16 protein-coding genes are annotated in these 18648 nt (G+C 72.3%); 12 read left to right on the top strand and 4 right to left on the bottom strand.

Annotated elements, in window-relative coordinates:
* The first annotated feature begins 100 nt into the window (after positions 1-100).
* Together Q1V71_RS05900 and Q1V71_RS05905 are read left to right on the top strand one after the other, a co-directional pair.
* Complete coding sequence (locus tag Q1V71_RS05900; protein WP_300641651.1) at positions 101-2476, top strand: immune inhibitor A domain-containing protein; 2376 nt, start codon at positions 101-103, stop codon at positions 2474-2476.
* A gap of 181 nt (positions 2477-2657) precedes the next feature.
* A complete protein-coding gene (locus Q1V71_RS05905; RefSeq protein ID WP_300641653.1) occupies positions 2658-3107 on the top strand; it encodes an SRPBCC family protein in 450 nt (149 codons plus the stop codon).
* Between the two features lie 150 nt (positions 3108-3257).
* On the opposite strand, the gene Q1V71_RS05910 is transcribed toward Q1V71_RS05905, so the two are convergent.
* Positions 3258-5393, bottom strand: a complete 2136-nt coding sequence (locus Q1V71_RS05910; protein ID WP_300641655.1) for a S8 family serine peptidase — start codon at positions 5391-5393, stop codon at positions 3258-3260.
* A gap of 139 nt (positions 5394-5532) precedes the next feature.
* Between Q1V71_RS05910 and Q1V71_RS05915 the strand changes: the two genes are divergently transcribed.
* From Q1V71_RS05915 to Q1V71_RS05925, 3 genes are all read left to right on the top strand, one after another.
* The gene (locus Q1V71_RS05915; protein WP_300641657.1) at positions 5533-6186 is read left to right on the top strand and encodes an HAD family hydrolase; all 654 of its coding nucleotides are present in this window, start codon (positions 5533-5535) and stop codon (positions 6184-6186) included.
* On the top strand, positions 6183-6914 hold the full coding sequence (locus tag Q1V71_RS05920) for a M50 family metallopeptidase (RefSeq protein WP_300641659.1): 732 nt from the start codon (positions 6183-6185) through the stop codon (positions 6912-6914). The genes Q1V71_RS05915 and Q1V71_RS05920 overlap by 4 nt, the downstream gene beginning before the upstream one ends.
* Positions 6915-7054: 140 nt before the next feature.
* A complete protein-coding gene (locus Q1V71_RS05925) occupies positions 7055-7450 on the top strand; it encodes a cold-shock protein (RefSeq protein ID WP_300641660.1) in 396 nt (131 codons plus the stop codon).
* A 105-nt stretch (positions 7451-7555) separates the two neighbouring features.
* Here Q1V71_RS05925 and Q1V71_RS05930 read toward each other — a convergent pair whose 3' ends face one another.
* Positions 7556-9115: an MFS transporter gene (locus tag Q1V71_RS05930; protein WP_300641662.1), complete on the bottom strand. Its 1560-nt coding sequence runs from the start codon at positions 9113-9115 to the stop codon at positions 7556-7558.
* 145 nt (positions 9116-9260) lie between these two features.
* Between Q1V71_RS05930 and Q1V71_RS05935 the strand changes: the two genes are divergently transcribed.
* Entirely contained in the window at positions 9261-10040 is a 780-nt protein-coding gene (locus Q1V71_RS05935) for a DUF3027 domain-containing protein (protein WP_300641664.1), read from the top strand.
* An 89-nt stretch (positions 10041-10129) separates the two neighbouring features.
* Here Q1V71_RS05935 and Q1V71_RS05940 read toward each other — a convergent pair whose 3' ends face one another.
* Together Q1V71_RS05940 and Q1V71_RS05945 are read right to left on the bottom strand one after the other, a co-directional pair.
* The gene (locus Q1V71_RS05940) at positions 10130-10792 is read right to left on the bottom strand and encodes a bifunctional 2-polyprenyl-6-hydroxyphenol methylase/3-demethylubiquinol 3-O-methyltransferase UbiG (RefSeq protein WP_300641666.1); all 663 of its coding nucleotides are present in this window, start codon (positions 10790-10792) and stop codon (positions 10130-10132) included.
* Positions 10789-11085, bottom strand: a complete 297-nt coding sequence (locus Q1V71_RS05945; RefSeq protein WP_300641668.1) for a DUF2530 domain-containing protein — start codon at positions 11083-11085, stop codon at positions 10789-10791. The genes Q1V71_RS05940 and Q1V71_RS05945 overlap by 4 nt, the downstream gene beginning before the upstream one ends.
* Positions 11086-11156: 71 nt before the next feature.
* Here Q1V71_RS05945 and Q1V71_RS05950 point away from each other — a divergent pair, with 71 nt between their 5' ends.
* The 6 genes from Q1V71_RS05950 (at position 11157) to tuf (ending at position 18529) form a co-directional block, all read left to right on the top strand.
* Positions 11157-12614, top strand: coding sequence for an NCS2 family permease (locus Q1V71_RS05950; RefSeq protein ID WP_300641670.1), 1458 nt, complete (start codon positions 11157-11159; stop codon positions 12612-12614).
* Positions 12615-12732: 118 nt separating this feature from the next.
* Complete coding sequence (locus tag Q1V71_RS05955; protein ID WP_367280128.1) at positions 12733-14001, top strand: MFS transporter; 1269 nt, start codon at positions 12733-12735, stop codon at positions 13999-14001.
* A 217-nt stretch (positions 14002-14218) separates the two neighbouring features.
* Positions 14219-14593: a 30S ribosomal protein S12 gene (gene rpsL / locus Q1V71_RS05960; RefSeq protein WP_028636428.1), complete on the top strand. Its 375-nt coding sequence runs from the start codon at positions 14219-14221 to the stop codon at positions 14591-14593.
* A 1-nt stretch (position 14594) separates the two neighbouring features.
* On the top strand, positions 14595-15065 hold the full coding sequence (gene rpsG, locus Q1V71_RS05965) for a 30S ribosomal protein S7 (RefSeq protein ID WP_300641672.1): 471 nt from the start codon (positions 14595-14597) through the stop codon (positions 15063-15065).
* An 80-nt stretch (positions 15066-15145) separates the two neighbouring features.
* Positions 15146-17266 carry an elongation factor G gene (gene fusA / locus Q1V71_RS05970; RefSeq protein WP_300641674.1) on the top strand — a complete coding sequence of 707 codons (2121 nt, stop codon included), beginning with the start codon at positions 15146-15148 and terminating at the stop codon, positions 17264-17266.
* Between the two features lie 69 nt (positions 17267-17335).
* Positions 17336-18529, top strand: coding sequence for an elongation factor Tu (gene tuf / locus Q1V71_RS05975; RefSeq protein ID WP_300641676.1), 1194 nt, complete (start codon positions 17336-17338; stop codon positions 18527-18529).
* The last annotated feature ends 119 nt before the right edge of the window (positions 18530-18648 follow it).

Genomic DNA, 18648 nt, shown 5'->3' on the forward strand with positions numbered 1-18648 from the left:
CGTGAGGTCGGCTCTCCTTCGTTCCCACGGACCAGGACCTGGTCCGCGAGGAATCCGGGCTCCGCACGTTGCGGACGCCTGTCTCGGGAGAGGGAGAAACATGAGCAGGATGAGGCTCGCCACGATCGCGAGCGCCTCGCTCGTCGCCGCAGCCCTGACGGTGCCGCTGACCGCGGCCACGTCGAGTGCCGCACCCCAGGCGACCGGCGCGGACAGCAGCCACGAGGACCAGCACGAGAGCCACGTGCTGCGGATGCCGTGGCAGGAGAAGTACGACGACCTGCGCCAGCAGGGCATCGAGCAGCGCCTGCGCCAGGGTGGCAGCGGCAGCGTCGAGCGGGTCGGGCGGGGCGCGTTCGCGCGCGTCGCCGAGACCGGCACCGACCGCGTGTTCGTGGTGCTGGCGGAGTTCGGCCAGACCAGCCACTCGGCCTTCCCCGCGGGGGAGTCCGACGCGCAGCGCACGGAGGGACCGCTGCACAACGAGATCCCCGAGCCCGACCGCAGCGTGGACAACTCCACGCTGTGGGAGGAGGACTACGACCAGTCCTACTTCGAGGACATGTACTTCAACCGGATGCGGACCTTCTACGAGGAGCAGTCCCTCGGCACCTACTCCGTCGACGGCGACGTCACCGAGTGGGTCAAGGTGCCCTTCAACCAGGCCCGCTACGGCCGTGACGTCTGCGGCGACATCGCCTGCAACAACACCTGGTTCCTCGTCCGCGACGCTCTCGCGTACTGGACCAAGGGCCGGCTCGACTCCGGCTGGTCGATGCAGCGGATCCAGGACTACCTCAAGACCTTCGACGTCCAGGACCGCTACGACTTCGACGAGGACGGCGACTTCGACGAGCCCGACGGCTACATCGACCACTTCCAGGTCGTGCACGCCGGCGGCGACCAGGCCGACGGCGACCCGGTCTACGGCGAGGACGCCATCTGGAGCCACCGCTGGTACGCGCAGGTCGAGCCCGTCGGCACCGGCCCCCAGGGTGGTGGCCAGTTCGGTGGCGTCGACGTCGGCTCCGGCGGGGTCTCCGACCCCGACGGTGCGGCGCTGGAGATCCCCGACAACCCCACCGGCGTGTGGGTCGGCGACTACACCATCCAGCCCGAGAACGGCGGCCTGTCGGTCTTCGCCCACGAGTTCGCCCACGACCTGGGCCTGCCCGACCTCTACGACACCTCCGGCAACACCGGCGGTGCGGAGAACTCCACCGGCTTCTGGACGCTGATGTCGCAGTCGCGTGGCACGGCCAAGAAGGACGCCGGCATCGGTGACCGCCCCATGCCCTTCGGCGCCTGGGAGAAGTTCCAGCTCGGCTGGCTCGACTACGACGTGGCCCGCGCCGGCCGCAGCTCCAAGCACTTCATCCGCCCCGGCCAGTCGACGAAGGGCAAGGAGCACAACGCCCTCATGGTCCTGCTGCCGGACAAGGAGGTCACCACCGAGCTCGGCGACCCGTGCGCCACATGCGGTGAGTCCTACTACTTCTCCGGTTCGGGCAACGACCTCGACACCACGATGACCCGCGAGGTCGAGGGTGGCGGCGAGCTGGCCGCCCAGGTCCGTTACTCCATCGAGGACGGCTGGGACTACGCCTTCCTCGAGGTCACCACCGACGGCGAGACGTGGGAGAGCATCCCCACCAGCGTCTCGTACGCCGAGGAGGACCAGGGCGGCGCCAACCCCGACGGCACCGGCATCTCCGGCACCAGCGACGGCTGGGTCGACCTGACCGCCACCGTGCCCGCCGAGGCGACCGCCGTCCGGTTCCGCTACCTCACCGACGTGGCGCTGGCGCTGCCCGGCTTCCAGGTCGACGAGATCACCCTCGACGGCGAGTCGATCGGTACCGCGGAGGGCGGACCTGACGGCTGGAGCCTGGACGGCTTCACCACCACCGACGGCACCCAGGTCGACGAGTACCTCAACGCCTACATCGTCGACAACCGTCAGTACGTCGGGCGCGACAAGCTGCTCAAGAGCGTCTACCACTTCGGTGACGCCGAGGAGGAGCCGACCAACGTCGACCTGTACCGCCAGGGAGCCGGCGCGCTCATCTCCTACTGGGACACCTCGTTCACCGACAACAACGTCGGCGACCACCCTGGTGGCGGACTGGTGCTCCCCGTCGACGCGAACCCGGAGTTCGTGCACACCCCGGACGGCGACCTCGCCCGGCCGCGCACGTCCTCCTTCGACGCCGCGTTCGGCACCACGCGGACCCCGGCGCAGGTCATCGACTGGCTCGGCGAGCCCTTCGAGCTCCCGGCCATCGCCCCGGTCCGGACCTTCGACGACACCCTCGACTGGTGGTTCGACGGTGACGAGCACGGCACCGACTCCCACCCCGGCCGCTACCAGCAGGGCTGGAGCTCGGTGGACGTGCCCAAGACCGGCACGACCATCACGGTGAAGAAGGTCAGGAAGAACGGCGTCATGGTGCTGAAGGTCGGCCGCTCGAGCTGACCGCGGTCCCCGCACCACCAGCACCACCCGCTCCACCCCGCAGCCCCGTCGGCCCTCGTGGTCGGCGGGGCTGCGGCGTACGACGGGGGGCGACTGGTCCGGACAGGCACTCGTCCGGGTGGGCAATCATCCGGGTGGGGGGCCTGGCGCCCCGGCCGCAGCTGGCATAGGTTCCGGCGCCATGGAGCACAGCGCGGACTTCCACCACGTCGAGACCCTGCGGACGACCGCGTCCCCCGAGCGGGTCTTCGCGCTGTGGAGCGACCCCTCGACCTGGGCCAGCTGGGACCCGCCGGTGGAGCGGGTCGTGCTCGACGGACCGTTCCGCGTCGGCACCTCCGGGACGATGGTGATGGCCGGCGGCTTCGAGATGGCCTTCGAGCTGGTCGAGGTCCGCCCCGACCACGGCTACCTCGACGTGATCCGCATGGGCGAGCTGGAGATCCGCATCGACCACGTCGTCGAGGCCACCGACGGTGGCTCCCTGGTCACCGTCACCACCGACATCACCGGCCCCGGCGCCGAGGGGATCGGTGGCATGGTCACCGCCGACGCCCCCACCGCCGTCGCGGCGCTCGTGGCGATGGCCGAGTCCGCCACCGCCGACCAGGACCGCGTCCCCGCCACCTGACCGACCCCTCCCTCGTGTCCCGCTGACCCGGCGCTGACTCGGCGCTGGTTCGAGCGTGACTCGGCGTCAGTTCGAGCGTGAGTCGGCACTCGTTCGAGCGTGACGCGGCGCTGGCGCGACTCGATCGCGGCGCCCCGGCACCGCTGCGGCCTAACGCGTGACGAGCAGCGGCAGCCGGGCCCGGGTGCCGTCGCCGGTGCGCAGCAGCACGGCCCCGTCCTCCTGCGAGCCGTCTCCCAGCCCCACCCGCACCGTGATCCGGTGGCTCTCGCCAGGTGCGAGCACGACCGCAGCGGGGAGCACGGTGACGGGCCGGCCGTCCAGGCCGACCACGGACGTGGAGACGTAGCGCGGCCGCGAGCCGATGTTGGTGACGGTGCGGGTCACCGTCCCCTGGCGACGTACGACGAGGGCCGGGGTGTTGAGGCTCGCGCGCCTTCCCTCGAGCCAGCGGCGGTAGTCGGCCGGGTCGAGCCCGAGGACCAGGCCGGGGGACGACACCGACTGCTGCCGGACCCGACCGGCGCCGGCGCGCAGGACGCCGACGGGCAACGGGTCGGCCGTCGTGACGAGCGCGCTCCGCACGGCCGAGGCCGACCAGCCGCGCTCGGCGCGCAGCCGCGCCGCGACCCCGCTGACCCAGGCGGCCGAGGCGGACGTGCCGGTGAGCAACTCCCAGCCGCTGCCGTCGGGGACCGCGCCGAGGACCCCCTCGCCCGGGGCGACGAGGTCGGGCTTGGGGAGGGCTGCCGTCGGGTCGCCGGTGCCGGACCAGGCGGGCACCTCCGGTGCTGCGTCGACCACGGGGCGGGGCGCCAGGACGACGGCGCCACGCGGGTGCCGTGCCGCCCACGAGCGGAGGCGGGTCGCGTCGGCGGCGTCGAGGTGGACGGTGGGCACGGCGTGCAGGTCGGCCTCGAGCGCGCCGGTGGCCCCGCCGGTCTCGGCGAGGACCATCCCCACGCCGTCGGCGGCCGCGACGGCCTGGGACTTGTCCACCCGCCCGACGCCGCCACGGTCGCAGAGCACGATCCGGTCGGCCACCAGAGCGGTGTCGAGGGAGCCCGGGACGCAGCGTCGCGCCTGCTCCCGCGTGGCTCCCGGTGCGGCGGCGTCGGCGCCCCGCACCAACCGGGCACGGGGGGAGCGGTCGGTGGCGGCACTCGCGCCGACGAGCCGGGTGCCCCCACCCAGGCGGACCTCGCCCTCACGCCGCAGACCGGTCACGGCGCCCACGGTGGTGATCCAGGGAGCGGCGTGCGCGGTCCCCCCGGCACCGCCGTTGCCGGCCGCACCCACGACCACGACGTCGGCCTCCGCGGCACCGAGCAGGGCGAGCGCGAGGGTGTCCAGCTCGGCCGGCCCGCCGACCGACAGGTTGAGCACGTCCACGCCGTCGGCGGTCGCGCGGTCGACGGCGGCGACCAGGTCGGCCGTCGAGCAACCGTCGTCGTCGGGGTCGGGAGCGGTCCAGCAGGCCTTGTAGACAGCGAGCCGCGCCTGCGGCGCGACCCCGGAGTAGCGACCGACCTCCTCGCCGCGCAGGCGCACGGCGACGTCGGCGTTGCCGGCGGCGATCGAGGCGACCTGCGTGCCGTGCCCGGTGTCGTCGAGCGGGGACAACCGGGCCGAGCTGGCGAGCCGGGCGGTGCCGAAGCCCTCGACGAACCACGCGGCCGCCACCACCTTGTCGGTGCACCAGCCCGGGCCCCAGCCGGGCTCGGCCCGGCAGTCCGGGGCCGGGCCCGACGGGGCGCGGCCGAGCCGGGGGCTGGCAGCGAACAGCGGGGAGTCGGGGTCCAGACCGGTGTCGACCAGGCCGACCACGGTGCCGGCGCCGCCGCGGGCCGAGCCACCGGGGCTGAGCCGCGCCGGGTCCCCCGTGCCACCGCGGCCGGCGAGCGGGCGGACCCGGTCCACCTCGACCCGCGCGACACCGGGCTCGACGGCGAGCGCGGCGGCCTGGTCGTCCGTGAGCTCGACGGCGAGGCCGACCAGCGCGGTCTCGAAGCGGTACGCCGGGGGCGGGGCGTCCACCGCGTCCAGGACCGCGTCCTGCCGGGCCCGCAGCTGCAGGCCGGCCAGGTCGCGGGCCAGGCCTGGTGGGGTGGCGGCCAGCCCGGGTCCGTCGAGGGTGACGAGGTAGAGGTCGCGGGGCTCGTCCGCGGCGGCCGGTGCCCCGGTGAGCAGCGCTGCCGGAGCCGCCAGCACCGCCGCCAGGCCGACCGCGAGCCCGGTCGCGAGGGCGCCCCGGAGCCCGCGGCGTGGCAGGCGGTGCGGGTCCACGGTGCTCTCCGTCGTACGTCGGCAGGGCGGGCACGCCGAGACGCACGGTGCCCGAGCACACCATTGTGACTCATGGGTCCACGCGCGTCCCGCGGTCACCGGTTCCCGTCGTCCAGGGGTCCCTGCCTACCCTGGGCCCGTGAGCGCCGGACCGACCCCCACGACCGGACCGGTCGTCGGCTTCGACCTCGACATGACGCTCATCGACACCGCGCCCGGCTTCGCCGACGTGCTGCGTGTGCTCGGTCGCGAGCTGGGCGTGGACTTCCCGGTCGAGCAGATGACCGAGCGGCTCGGACCGCCGCTGGACCACCTCCTCGCCGGGCACCTGCCCGAGGAGCAGATCGGGCCGGCGGGGGACCGGTTCCGTGCGCTCTACCCCCACCACGCCATCACCCCGGTGCCCGCGCTGCCCGGTGCCCACGCTGCGCTCGACGCGGTGCGTGGCCACGGCGGTCGGGTGCTGGTCGTCACCGGCAAGTTCACCCCCAACGCCCGGCTCCACCTCGACCACCTCGAGCTGCGCGCCGACCGGCTCGAGGGCTGGGTGTGGGGTGTCGGCAAGGCCGAGGTGCTCCGCGAGGAGGGCGCCGGGGTCTACGTCGGCGACCACGTCCACGACGTCGAGGGCGCGCACGCCGCCGACGCGCTCAGCGTCTCGGTGCTCACGGGTGGGTGCACGCGCTCCGAGCTGCTCGACGCCGGCACCGACGTGGTGCTCGAATCGCTGCTGGAGTTCCCGGACTGGCTCGACGACCACGTGCGCGACGGTCTCGGCGGGCTCGCCGGGTGAGCGACCCGGCCCGCGACGCCTGGGCGCGCGTCTGGGCCGACCTCGGCTCCCGGCAGCAGCTGCCCGGCGCCACGACGGTGCTGCTCCTGGGCGCCGTGGCCGCGGCGCTGGTGGTCTGGCCGGTCACCTGGCCGCGGGTGCGGCTCGGCGTCACGCTCGTCCACGAGGCGGGGCACGCGCTCGTCGCCCTGCTGGTCGGCCGGCGCCTCCAGGGGATCCGGCTGCACTCCGACACCAGCGGCGTCACCCTCTCCCGCGGTCGCCCACGAGGCCCAGGCATGGTCGTCATGCTCGCGGCCGGCTACCTCGCGCCCGCCGTCCTCGGCCTCGGTGCGGCGCTGCTGCTGGCCGACGGCCGCGCCCTCCTCCTGCTGTGGTGCCTGGTCGTGATGCTCGTCGGCGTCCTGCTGTGGATCCGCAACGCCTTCGGCCTGCTCGTGGTGCTCGCGGTCGGCACCGCCGTCGCCCTCGTGACCTGGTACGCCGAAGCCCGGACCCAGACCGCGACGGCCCTGCTCGTCACCTGGCTCCTGCTGCTCGCCGCACCCCGCCCGCTCGTCGAGCTGCTCGTGGCCGGTCGCGCCGGGCGCCGCGGCTCCGACCCCGACCAGCTCGCCCGGCTGACCCGGGTGCCCTCGGTCGTGTGGACCCTGCTGCTCCTCGCGGCCAGCCTCAGCGGCCTGGTGGTCGGCGTCGCCACCCTCGCGCCCGACCTGGTGCGTCGCTGAGCCGGTCCGGGAGCCGGGCCCGGGAAGCGAGCGGCCGCCGTCGTACGGATCCCGATGGTGGGCCCACCACCCGCCTGCATATCCTTGCCCGGCTCCGGCCGGACGGCCGCGGCCCCACCCCCGAACGAGGAACGAGTGCAGTGCCGACTGGCAAGGTGAAGTGGTACGACGCCGAGAAGGGCTTCGGCTTCCTGTCCCAGGAGTCCGGGCCGGACGTCTACGTGCGCGCCGAGGCGCTGCCCGAGGGCACCACCTCGCTCAAGGCCGGGACGAAGGTCGAGTTCGGGATCGCCCAGGGGCGCCGCGGCGACCAGGCGCTGCAGGTGCGCATCCTCGACGCGCCCGCGTCGGTCAGCCGCAACCGGGCCGAGGCCAGGCGCAAGAAGCCCGACGAGATGGTCACGATCGTCGAGGACGTGATCCGGCTGCTCGACGCCACCTCCGAGGCCTACCGCCACGGCCGGCACCCCGACAAGGCCGCCGGCGCCCGCACCGCCAAGGTGCTGCGCGCGCTGGCCGACGAGCTCGACGGCTGATCGGGACGCGCCAGCGGACCGATCGTCGGTGGTCGAGCGAGCGGCGCGGCTGAGGGACGAAGCCGCGACCCGCGTGTCGAGACCCGGGTCAGAGGTCCGTAGACCTCAGGGCGTGGCGACCGGCACCGGCCCGTTCCGGGCCGCGGTCCGCTTGCTGGCCAGGACGAAGACCGACCACGCCGTCAGCACCGCGAACGCCACCCCGAGCCCGAGCCGCGGGGGGTCGAGGGGGAGCGCGATCCCGACGAAGCCGCCGATGACCCACGCCAGCTGCAGCGTGGTGTCCGAGCGCGCGAACGCCGAGGCCTGCACCCGGGTCGGTACGTCGCGCTGGATCGTGGCGTCGAGGCAGAACTTCGCCAGCGACTGCGTCAGCCCGGCGAAGAGGCCCAGCAGCACCAGCGGCAGCACGCCGTAGAACAGCGTCGCGACCAGCGCCAGCGTGGCGTCGGCGAGCAGTGCAAGCACCACGGTGACCGACGGGTTGATCCGCCGCAGCAGCGAGGCCGCGGCCACGCCCAGGCCGTTGCCGGCGCCGGCCGCGCCGACGACCAGGCCGATCAGCACCTCCGCCGACAGTCCCGACGGCGGCGGGTTCTCGCGCAGCAGGAACGCCATGAACATCAGCAGGAACCCGCTCATCCACCGGGGCCCGCAGTTGGCTCGCAGCGCGAACGCCACCGCGCTGGGGATGCGGGTGCGCGGGCGGCGCCCGGTGCGCGCGGCGGAGTCGCCGGTGAGCACCATCTCGCCCTCGCCGACGGAGGAGTCGACCTTCTCGGGCAGCCGGATGGCGAAGACGGTCGCGGCCACGAACAGCAGGAAGGCGTAGCGCAGCGACCACTCGGGCCCGGCCAGCGAGGCGAGGCCGGCCAGCGGCGCGGAGACCGACGCCCCGACGATCCCCGAGAGCGAGACCCGCCCGTTGGCCTTGACCAGCGTGAACCCGTCGGGGAGCAGTCGCGGCACCGCGGCGGCCCGGGTGACGCCGTACGCCTTGGAGGAGACCAGCACGCCCAGGGCCGCGGCGAACAGCCACGGGGAGTCACCGGTCGAGATCGCGCCGGCCAGGGCCCAGCACAGGAAGGCGCGCAGCGCCATGGTCGACCCGATCGCCCACCGACGGCCGTGGGAGACGCGGTCCAGGAACGGCCCGATCAGCGGCGCGACGATCGCGAACGGCAGCATCGTCAGCCCGAGGAAGAGCGCCACCTGCCCGCGGGCCTCGCCCGAGGGCACCTGGAAGAACAGCGACCCGGCCAACGAGATCGCCACCGCGGCGTCGCCGGCGGTGTTGAAGAAGTGCAGGTAGATCAGCCGGTTGAGCCCGGAGTCCTCCGCACCCTGCGCACCCGCCGCGCGGCGCGCCTGAGTGCCGACGTACGCCGTCGCGCGCCCCGTCGCCCGGGCCACCGTCGCCGCGCCGCGACCCGTGGCGCGCGCGCCGGTGCCGATCCCGCGGCCGACGGCCCGGGCCTTGCCGCCCGTGCCGGCCGCGCCGGCGCCTGCCGCTCCCCCTGGTGAGGGCATCGGCCGGGTCGAGCCCGGTCCGGTCGAGCCGGACCCGTCCGCAGCCGACCCCGGACCCGCCAGGTCCGGCCCCGAGGGCGCGTGCGCCCGGGGCCGGCTGTGGTGCTCGGCGCCGGGCTGGCCCTCGGACGTCATGGCCCCATCCTGCCTGGTCCCTCCGACCCCGCCGGGCGAGGGACACGGCCGAGCCCACGAGCGAGCCTGCCGGACCGGGCACGACGGGCGCGCCGCGGCGGGGCGACCTGGCACGCCCGGACCGGACCGGGCATGATGACCCGCCGTGACCACCATCGCCCGTGCCAAGCCCGACTCCGTCGCCGTCGCGGCGGTCGACGTGGCCCGTGAGGCGCTGCTGGCCGACGTCGACGAAGCGCGCGACGTCGGCGAGCACCTCGGCCACCTGGTCGAGGGCGAGCGCGTGGTCACCCACCTCTTCGCCTGCACCCGTCGCGGGTACGTCGGGTGGCAGTGGTGCGTGACCGTGGTCCGCGCCTCCCGCCAGAAGCACGTCACCGTCGCCGAGGTCGTGCTGGTCCCCGGTGAGGGCGCGATCGTGGCGCCGGAGTGGGTGCCCTACCGCGATCGGGTCCGCCCCGGCGACATGAGCCCCGGCGACCTGCTGCCCGTCGCCGACGACGACCCGCGCTTGGTCCCCACCTACTCCTTCGGCGACGACCCGCTCGACGCCGACGACAAGGCCCAGGTGCGCCAGGTCGCCAAGGACCTCGGCCTGGGCCGCTCCCGCACCCTCTCACCGGAGGGCCGCGACCTCGCCGCCCAGCGGTGGTACGACGGCGACCAAGGCCCCTCGGCCCCAATCGCGCAGTCCGCGCCGGACCAGTGCACCAGCTGCGGCTTCCTGCTGCGCATCGCCGGCCCGCTGTCGGAGATGTTCGGTGTCTGCGCCAACGGCGACGCCAACGACGACGGCCGGATCGTCTCCTTCGACCACGGCTGCGGGGCGCACTCCGAGGTGCGGCTGGCCAAGCGGCACGAGCCGCAGCCGCTGCCCGAGCCGGTCGTCGACGACCTCGACGCCACCCAGATCGAGAGCTTCTGAGCCGGGCTCGCCCCCGCCGGTCGAGCAGCGAGCGCCAGCGAGCGTCGTCGAGACCCGGTGACCCGGTCGGCGACCCGAGCCCCGGGGGCTCAGTCCCGGAACGCGTGCCCGAACTCGGTGACGGCCGCCTCGGCTCCCACCGCCGACAGCACCCACACCGCGTAGTCGTCCGACGGCGGGTGCAGCTCGTAGCTCCCGAACCGCGCGTCCACCCGCAGCCCGGACGCCTCGACGTCGGCCACGAACTCCTCCGGCGCGTACTGCCGCGCGTGCTCGGGCCCGCCCTCGAGGTGGAAGCCGACCAGCACCCGCCCGCCGGGCGCGAGCCGCGAGCGCAGCAGCGACAGCACCTGCCGCTCGGTGCCCTCGGCGAGGAAGACCATCACGTTCCCGACGACCACGACGAGGTCGTACTCACCGGGCCGGTCGTCGAGCAGCTCCTCGGAGAGTCCCAGGACGTCGCTGTGCAGCAGGTCGATCCCGGCGTACGTCGCCCGCGCCTGCTCCACCAGGGCGCCGTCCGGCTCCAGGCCCACCACCCGGTGCCCACGGGCGGTGAGCGCGGCGGTGACCCGGCCCATGCCGGCGCCGACGTCGAGCACCCGGCCACCCCGCGGCAGCAGGGTGTCGGCGAGGCGCGCCTCGCCGTCGACGTCCTGGCCGGTGGCCACCAGCTCGGCGAACTTCCGTCCGAAGCCGGCGGCCGCCTCCGGACCGGCGAGCTGCCAGCGGGTCGGCGGCGGACCGCTCACGCCTGCTGCTCCTCGGCGCGCATCCGGTCGCGGGCGCGTCGCCGGCGACGGCAGTACTCCACGCCGAAGAGCCCGAGGGCGAAGCCGGTCAGGCACATCCACAGCCACCAGGTGCGGTCGTTGTCCTGGAGGGTGCCGTAGAAGGGGAGGAGCGCGAGGAACCCCAGCAGGAAGAGCCCCGAGCCCACCTGGACCGTGCGGACCCCGTCCACGTCCAGGGGGTCGACGTCCGCGACCAGGTAGGTGCGGTTGCCGATCTCGTGCTGGGTCGGCTGCTCGTCGCGCAGGTCCACGGCGGCGACTCTACGCGCCGACCGCATCCCCCCTCGACGGGCCGCGCAGGGCTCTGGTTTGCTGTGCGCCCGTGAGCAACGGGACCGCCGTGACCGGCACCAACGCCCTGGACCGCTACTTCCTCATCACCGCCCGCGGCTCGACCGTGGGCCGCGAGGTGCGCGGCGGCATCGTCACCTTCCTCACGATGGCCTACATCATCGTGCTGAACCCGCTGATCCTCGGCTACGTGCCCGACTCCACCGGGGCCTATCTGGGCGGCGGCACCGGCAACGGCGAGAACCTCCCGGCCATCGCCGCCGGCACCGCCCTGGTCGCCGGGCTGCTGACCATCCTCATGGGCTCGGTCGCGAAGTTCCCGCTCGCGCTGGCCACCGGCCTGGGCCTCAACGCCTTCGTCGCCTTCTCCATCGCGACCCGCTCCACGTGGGAGGCGGCGATGGGCCTGGTCGTCCTCGAGGGGATCGTGATCCTCGTCCTGGTGCTCACCGGTTTCCGGGCGGCGGTCTTCCACGCCGTGCCCACCCAGCTCAAGGTCGCCATCTCGGTGGGCATCGGCCTGTTCATCGCCCTCATCGGCTTCGCCGACGCCGGCTTCGTCCGCCCCGGCGCGGGCACCGTCACCCAGCTCGGCGCCACCGGTCAGCTGTCCGGCTGGCCGGTCCTGGTCTTCTGCCTGGGCCTGCTGCTGCTGATCGCCCTGTGGGCCCGCGCGGTCAAGGGCGCGATCCTCCTCGCCATCGTCGTCACGACGATCGGCGCCTTCGTCCTGGAGGCGGTCCTCGACCTGGGTGCGCGCGCCGAGGACAACCCCGGCGGCTGGGCCCTGACCGTGCCGAGCTTCGACGGGGTCGTCGACGTCCCCGACTTCGGCACGCTGTTCCAGGTCGACCTGTTCGGGGCGTTCTCCGCCGGCGCCGTGGGCGTGATCGGCGCGATCCTGCTGGTCTTCTCCCTCATGCTGGCCGACTTCTTCGACACGATGGGCACGATGACCGCCATCGGCGCCGAGGCCGGGCTCAACGACGCCGACGGCGTCCCGCCGCACACCGAGCGGATCCTGGTCGTCGACTCGGTCGCCGCGATCGCCGGCGGACTGGGTGGCGTCTCCTCCAACACCTCCTACATCGAGTCCGCCTCGGGCGTGGGCGAGGGCGCCCGCACCGGGCTGGCCTCGATCGTCACGGGCGTGCTGTTCCTGCTCTCGACGTTCTTCGCCCCGATCGTCAGCGCGATCCCCTCCGAGGCGGCGGTCCCGGCGCTGGTCCTGGTCGGCTTCCTGATGATGCAGCAGGTGACCGGCGTCGACTGGTCGGACCTGGAGATCGCGATCCCGGCGTTCCTCACCATCGTGCTGATGCCGTTCACCTACTCCATCTCGGTCGGCATCGGCGCCGGCTTCGTCTCCTACGTGCTCATCAAGCTGGTGCTCGGCAAGACCCGCCAGGTGCACCCGCTGCTGTGGGTCGTGGCCGGGCTCTTCGTCGTCTACTTCGCCATCACGCCGATCACCGACCTGCTCACCTGAGCCCCGGCCGGCTCGCGCGGGCCGGGGCGGGAATGGTTGACGCCGTCCACCGGTTGACCGGTAGACACCCCAGCCACCCCCGCCCGCAGGAGACGACCTGAGCCCCACGTTCCGCGCCCTGTCCCAGCCGAACTACCGGACCTACGCCGCCGGCGCGCTGGTGTCGAACGTGGGTACCTGGATGCAGCGGGTGGCGCAGGACTGGCTGGTGCTCGTCCTCACCGGGTCCGGTGCGGCGCTCGGGATCGTGACCGGGCTGCAGTTCCTCCCGTTCCTGCTGCTCTCGCCGCTCGCCGGGGTCATCGCCGACCGCGTCCCCAAGCGCTGGCTGCTGCAGGTCACCAACATCGGGATGGCGGTGCCGGCGCTCGTGCTGGGCGTCCTGGCCGTGACCGGGACCGTCGAGATCTGGCACGTCTACGCCCTGGCCCTGGTCCTGGGCGTCGCCTCGGCCTTCGACGCCCCGGCGCGGCAGTCCTTCGTCTCCGAGCTGGTCGGCCCCGACGACCTGACCAACGCCGTGGGTCTCAACTCCGCGAGCTTCAACTCCGCCCGCATCATCGGTCCGGCGCTCGCCGGCCTGCTGATCGCCGCCTTCGGCGGGGGAGTGGCGGGCACCGGCTGGGTCATCGTGCTCAACGGGTTCAGCTACGTCGCCCCCGTCCTGACCCTGCGTGCCCTGGACGGCGCCGCCCTGCGCACACCCGACCGGGTGCCCCGGCGGCCCGGCCAGGTCCGCGAGGGGGTCGCCTACGTGCGCGGCCGACCGGACCTGCTGCTCATCCTCGGGATCGTCTTCTTCGCCGGCACCTTCGGGCTGAACTTCCAGATGACCTCGGCGCTGATGGCCACCGACGTCTTCGACAAGGGCCCCACCGAGTACGGCCTGCTCGGCACCTTCCTGGCCGTCGGCTCGCTGACCGGCTCGCTCGTCGCCGCCCGGCGCGAGCGGGTGCGGCACCGACTGGTGGTGGGCGCCGCCGTCGCCTTCGGGGTGCTGGAGGTCGTGGCCGGCCTCGCGCCGTCGTACCTCACCTTCGCCCTGCTCTGCCCGCTGCTGGGCCTGGCCGCGCTGACCATGATCACCAGCGCCAACGCGCACCTGCAGCTGCAGACCACCCCGGCGATGCGGGGACGGGTGATGGCGCTCTACATGATGATCTTCATCGGCGGTACGCCGCTGGGCGCGCCCTTCATCGGGTGGGTCGGCGAGACCTACGGAGCCCGCTGGACCCTCCTGGTCGGAGGGGCCGCGACCGTGCTCGGGACCCTCCTCTGCGCAGCCCTCTTCCTCGGCCCTCGTCGGGTTTTGACCGCCCTGCAGGTGCCCGGTAGCCTCATTCCTCGTGTCTGGGACGACCAGGCCGTTGCGCGTGCGCGGAAGTAGCTGCCGGAAACAGGCCCGGCATCGGCCGCCACGACCAGTCCACCGCCTCCCCGGTTGCGGGGTGGCACCGTGCTGAGGGCGACACGCCCGACCTCGGGGGCGAGCAGCGCGGGTCGAGCAGCACCACCCGACACACGCACGGTGACGAGCAGTCGCCGGCACACCCTGCGGAGCAGATCGCTGCGCAGAGAGTCATGACAAGAAAGGGAACCGCCAGGTGCCCACCATCAACCAGCTGGTCCGCAAGGGCCGCCAGGACAAGGTGTCGAAGAACAAGACGCCTGCCCTGAAGGGGTCTCCGCAGCGCCGTGGCGTCTGCACCCGCGTCTACACCACCACGCCGAAGAAGCCGAACTCCGCCCTGCGCAAGGTCGCCCGTGTGCGCCTGTCCAGCGGCGTCGAGGTCACTGCCTACATCCCCGGCGTGGGCCACAACCTCCAGGAGCACTCGATCGTGCTCGTCCGCGGCGGCCGTGTGAAGGACCTGCCCGGTGTCCGCTACAAGATCATCCGCGGCACGCTCGACACCCAGGGCGTGAAGAACCGCAAGCAGGCTCGCAGCCGCTACGGCGCCAAGAAGGAGAAGAGCTGACATGCCGCGCAAGGGTCCCGCTCCGAAGCGCCCCCTCGACGTCGACCCGGTCTACGGGTCGCAGCTGGTCACCCAGCTCGTCTCCAAGGTGCTGCAGGACGGCAAGAAGCAGGTCGCGCAGCGCATCGTCTACTCCGCGCTCGAGGGCTGCCGCGAGAAGACCGGCACCGACCCCGTCGTGACGCTCAAGCGCGCGATGGACAACGTCAAGCCGGCCATCGAGGTCAAGTCCCGCCGCGTCGGCGGTGCGACCTACCAGGTCCCGATCGAGGTCAAGGGCAACCGCGGCACCACGCTGGCGCTGCGCTGGCTCGTGGGCTACGCCCAGGACCGCCGCGAGAAGACCATGTCCGAGCGGCTGATGAACGAGATCCTCGACGCCTCCAACGGCCTCGGTGCCGCGGTGAAGAAGCGCGAGGACACCCACAAGATGGCCGAGTCCAACAAGGCCTTCGCCCACTACCGCTGGTGACCTCGGGTCGGGGCGGCCACCGCTGGTGCGCCGCCCCGGCCCTCCACCGCACACCCTCGACCTAAGGAACGCTGACCACAGTGGCTGTCGACATCACCACCGACCTCAAGGTCGTCCGCAACATCGGCATCATGGCGCACATCGATGCCGGCAAGACGACCACCACCGAGCGCATCCTGTTCTACACCGGTATCTCCTACAAGATCGGTGAGGTCCACGACGGCGCTGCCACGATGGACTGGATGGAGCAGGAGCAGGAGCGCGGCATCACGATCACCTCCGCCGCCACCACCTGCTGGTGGAAGAAGCACCAGATCAACATCATCGACACCCCCGGCCACGTGGACTTCACCGTCGAGGTCGAGCGCTCGCTGCGCGTCCTCGACGGCGCCGTCGCGGTCTTCGACGGTGTCGCCGGCGTGGAGCCGCAGTCGCAGACCGTGTGGCGCCAGGCCAACAAGTACGCCGTCCCGCGCATGTGCTTCGTCAACAAGCTCGACCGCACCGGCGCGGACTTCTACCGCGTCGTCGACTCGATCGTGAACAAGCTCAACGCCACCCCGCTGGTGCTGCAGATCCCGATCGGTGCCGAGGGCGACTTCATCGGCGTCGTGGACCTGGTCGAGATGAACGCCAAGGTCTGGCGCGGCGAGACCGCCCAGGGCGAGGACTACGTCGTCGAGGAGATCCCCGCGGACCTGGCCGAGAAGGCGGCCGAGTACCGCGAGAAGCTCCTCGAGACCCTCTCCGAGGCCGACGACGAGGTCATGGAGAAGTACCTCGAGGGCGAGGAACTCAGCGTCGCCGAGCTCAAGGCCGCGATCCGTCGCGCGACCCTGGCCGACAAGCTGAACCCGATCCTCACCGGCACCGCGTTCAAGAACAAGGGCGTGCAGACCCTGCTCGACGCGATCGTCGACTACCTGCCCTCGCCGCTGGACGTCGACGCCATCACGGGTCACAAGCCCAACGCGGAGGAGACCCCCGAGAACGAGGTCTCCCGCAAGCCCTCGGCCGACGAGCCGCTGGCCGCCCTGGCGTTCAAGATCGCCTCGGACCCGCACCTGGGCAAGCTGACCTTCGTCCGCGTCTACTCCGGCACCCTCGAGGCCGGCGGCACCGTGCTGAACTCCAGCAACGGCCGCAAGGAGCGGATCGGCAAGATCTACCAGATGCACGCCAACAAGCGTGAGGAGATCGCCTCTGTCGGCGCCGGTCAGATCGTGGCCGTCATGGGTCTGAAGGACACCAAGACCGGTCACACCCTCTCGGACGCCTCCAAGCCGGTCGTGCTGGAGTCGATGACCTTCCCGGCCCCGGTGATCGAGGTCGCCATCGAGCCCAAGACCAAGTCCGACCAGGAGAAGCTGGGTGTCGCCATCCAGCGCCTGGCCGAGGAGGACCCGACCTTCGTCGTCAAGACCGACGAGGAGACCGGCCAGACCATCATCGCCGGCATGGGCGAGCTCCACCTCGAGATCCTGGTCGACCGCATGAAGCGGGAGTTCAAGGTCGAGGCCACCGTCGGCAAGCCGCAGGTCGCCTACCGCGAGACCATCCGCCGCGAGGTCAAGAACCACAGCTACACCCACAAGAAGCAGACCGGTGGTTCGGGCCAGTTCGCGAAGGTCGTCATCTCGATCGAGCCCAACATCGACGCCGAGACCGGTCTCGGTGCGGGCTACGAGTTCGCCAACAACGTCACCGGTGGTCGCGTGCCGAAGGAGTACATCCCTTCGGTCGACCAGGGTGCGCAGGACGCCATGCAGTTCGGTGTCCTCGCCGGCTACCCGATGGTGGACGTCAAGGTGTCCCTGGAGGACGGCGCCTACCACGACGTGGACTCCTCGGAGCTCGCGTTCAAGATCGCCGGCAACCAGGCCTTCAAGGAGGCCTGCCGCCAGGCCAAGCCTGTCCTGCTCGAGCCGATGTTCGCCGTGGAGGTGACGACCCCGGAGTCCTTCCTGGGTACGGTCATCGGCGACATCAACAGCCGTCGCGGTCAGGTCCGGGCGCAGGAGGAGTCCCACGGCGACCTCGTCGTGTCGGCCCTCGTCCCGCTCTCGGAGATGTTCGGGTACGTCGGTGACCTGAGGTCCAAGACCTCCGGCCAGGCGTCGTACTCGATGGAGTTCGACTCGTACGCCGAGGTTCCCTCGAACATCGCCGACGAGATCGTCAAGAAGGCGCGGGGCGAGTAGTCCCCTACCCTCGGCACCACCAGTCCCACTCACGAGTCAAGCAACAAACAACACCAGGAGGAGCCCCCAGTGGCTAAGGCGAAGTTCGAGCGGACCAAGCCGCACGTCAACATCGGCACCATCGGTCACATCGACCACGGGAAGACGACGCTCACCGCGGCGATTTCCAAGGTGCTGCACGACAAGTACCCGGACCTGAACGAGGCGTCGCCCTTCGACTCCATCGACAAGGCCCCCGAGGAGCGCCAGCGCGGCATCACCATCTCGATCGCCCACATCGAGTACCAGACCGAGCAGCGCCACTACGCGCACGTCGACTGCCCCGGTCACGCCGACTACATCAAGAACATGATCACCGGCGCGGCGCAGATGGACGGCGCGATCCTCGTGGTCGCCGCCACCGACGGCCCGATGCCGCAGACCCGCGAGCACGTGCTGCTCGCCCGCCAGGTCGGCGTGCCCGCCCTGGTCGTCGCGCTCAACAAGTGCGACATGGTCGACGACGAGGAGCTCATCGAGCTCGTCGAGATGGAGGTGCGCGAGCTCCTCTCCGAGTACGAGTTCCCGGGCGACGACGTCCCCGTGGTCCGCGTGGCGGCCTTCCCGGCGCTCAACGGCGACCAGAAGTGGGCCGACTCGATCGGCGAGCTCATGGAGGCCGTGGACTCCTACATCCCGCAGCCCGAGCGCGACACCGACAAGCCGTTCCTCATGCCCGTCGAGGACGTCTTCACGATCACCGGTCGTGGCACCGTGGTCACGGGCCGCATCGAGCGCGGCATCGTCAAGGTCGGCGAGGAGATCGAGATCCTCGGTATCCGCGAGACCTCCTCCAAGACCACCGTCACCGGTGTGGAGATGTTCCGCAAGCTCCTCGACGAGGGCCAGGCGGGCGAGAACGTCGGTCTGCTCCTCCGCGGCACCAAGCGCGAGGACGTCGAGCGCGGCATGGTTCTGGCGAAGCCGGGCACCACGACCCCGCACACCAACTTCGACGCCTCGGTCTACATCCTGTCGAAGGAGGAGGGCGGCCGTCACACGCCGTTCTTCAACAACTACCGCCCGCAGTTCTACTTCCGCACCACGGACGTGACCGGCGTCGTGACCCTCCCCGAGGGCACCGAGATGGTCATGCCGGGCGACAACACCGAGATGGCCGTCGAGCTCATCCAGCCGATCGCCATGGACGAGGGTCTGCGCTTCGCGATCCGCGAGGGCGGTCGCACCGTCGGCGCGGGCCGCGTCACCAAGATCACCAAGTGATCCCCGCCGGTCGCTGACCGGCTGATCCACGGCACCACCCGTCGGGCCCCGGCCCCCACGGCCGGGGCCGCCCTGGGGGCCGACCCCCACACCCCAGGCGGCCCCCCCCCCAGTACCAG

The organism is Nocardioides sp., assembly GCF_030149505.1.
GTDB lineage: Bacteria > Actinomycetota > Actinomycetes > Propionibacteriales > Nocardioidaceae > Nocardioides.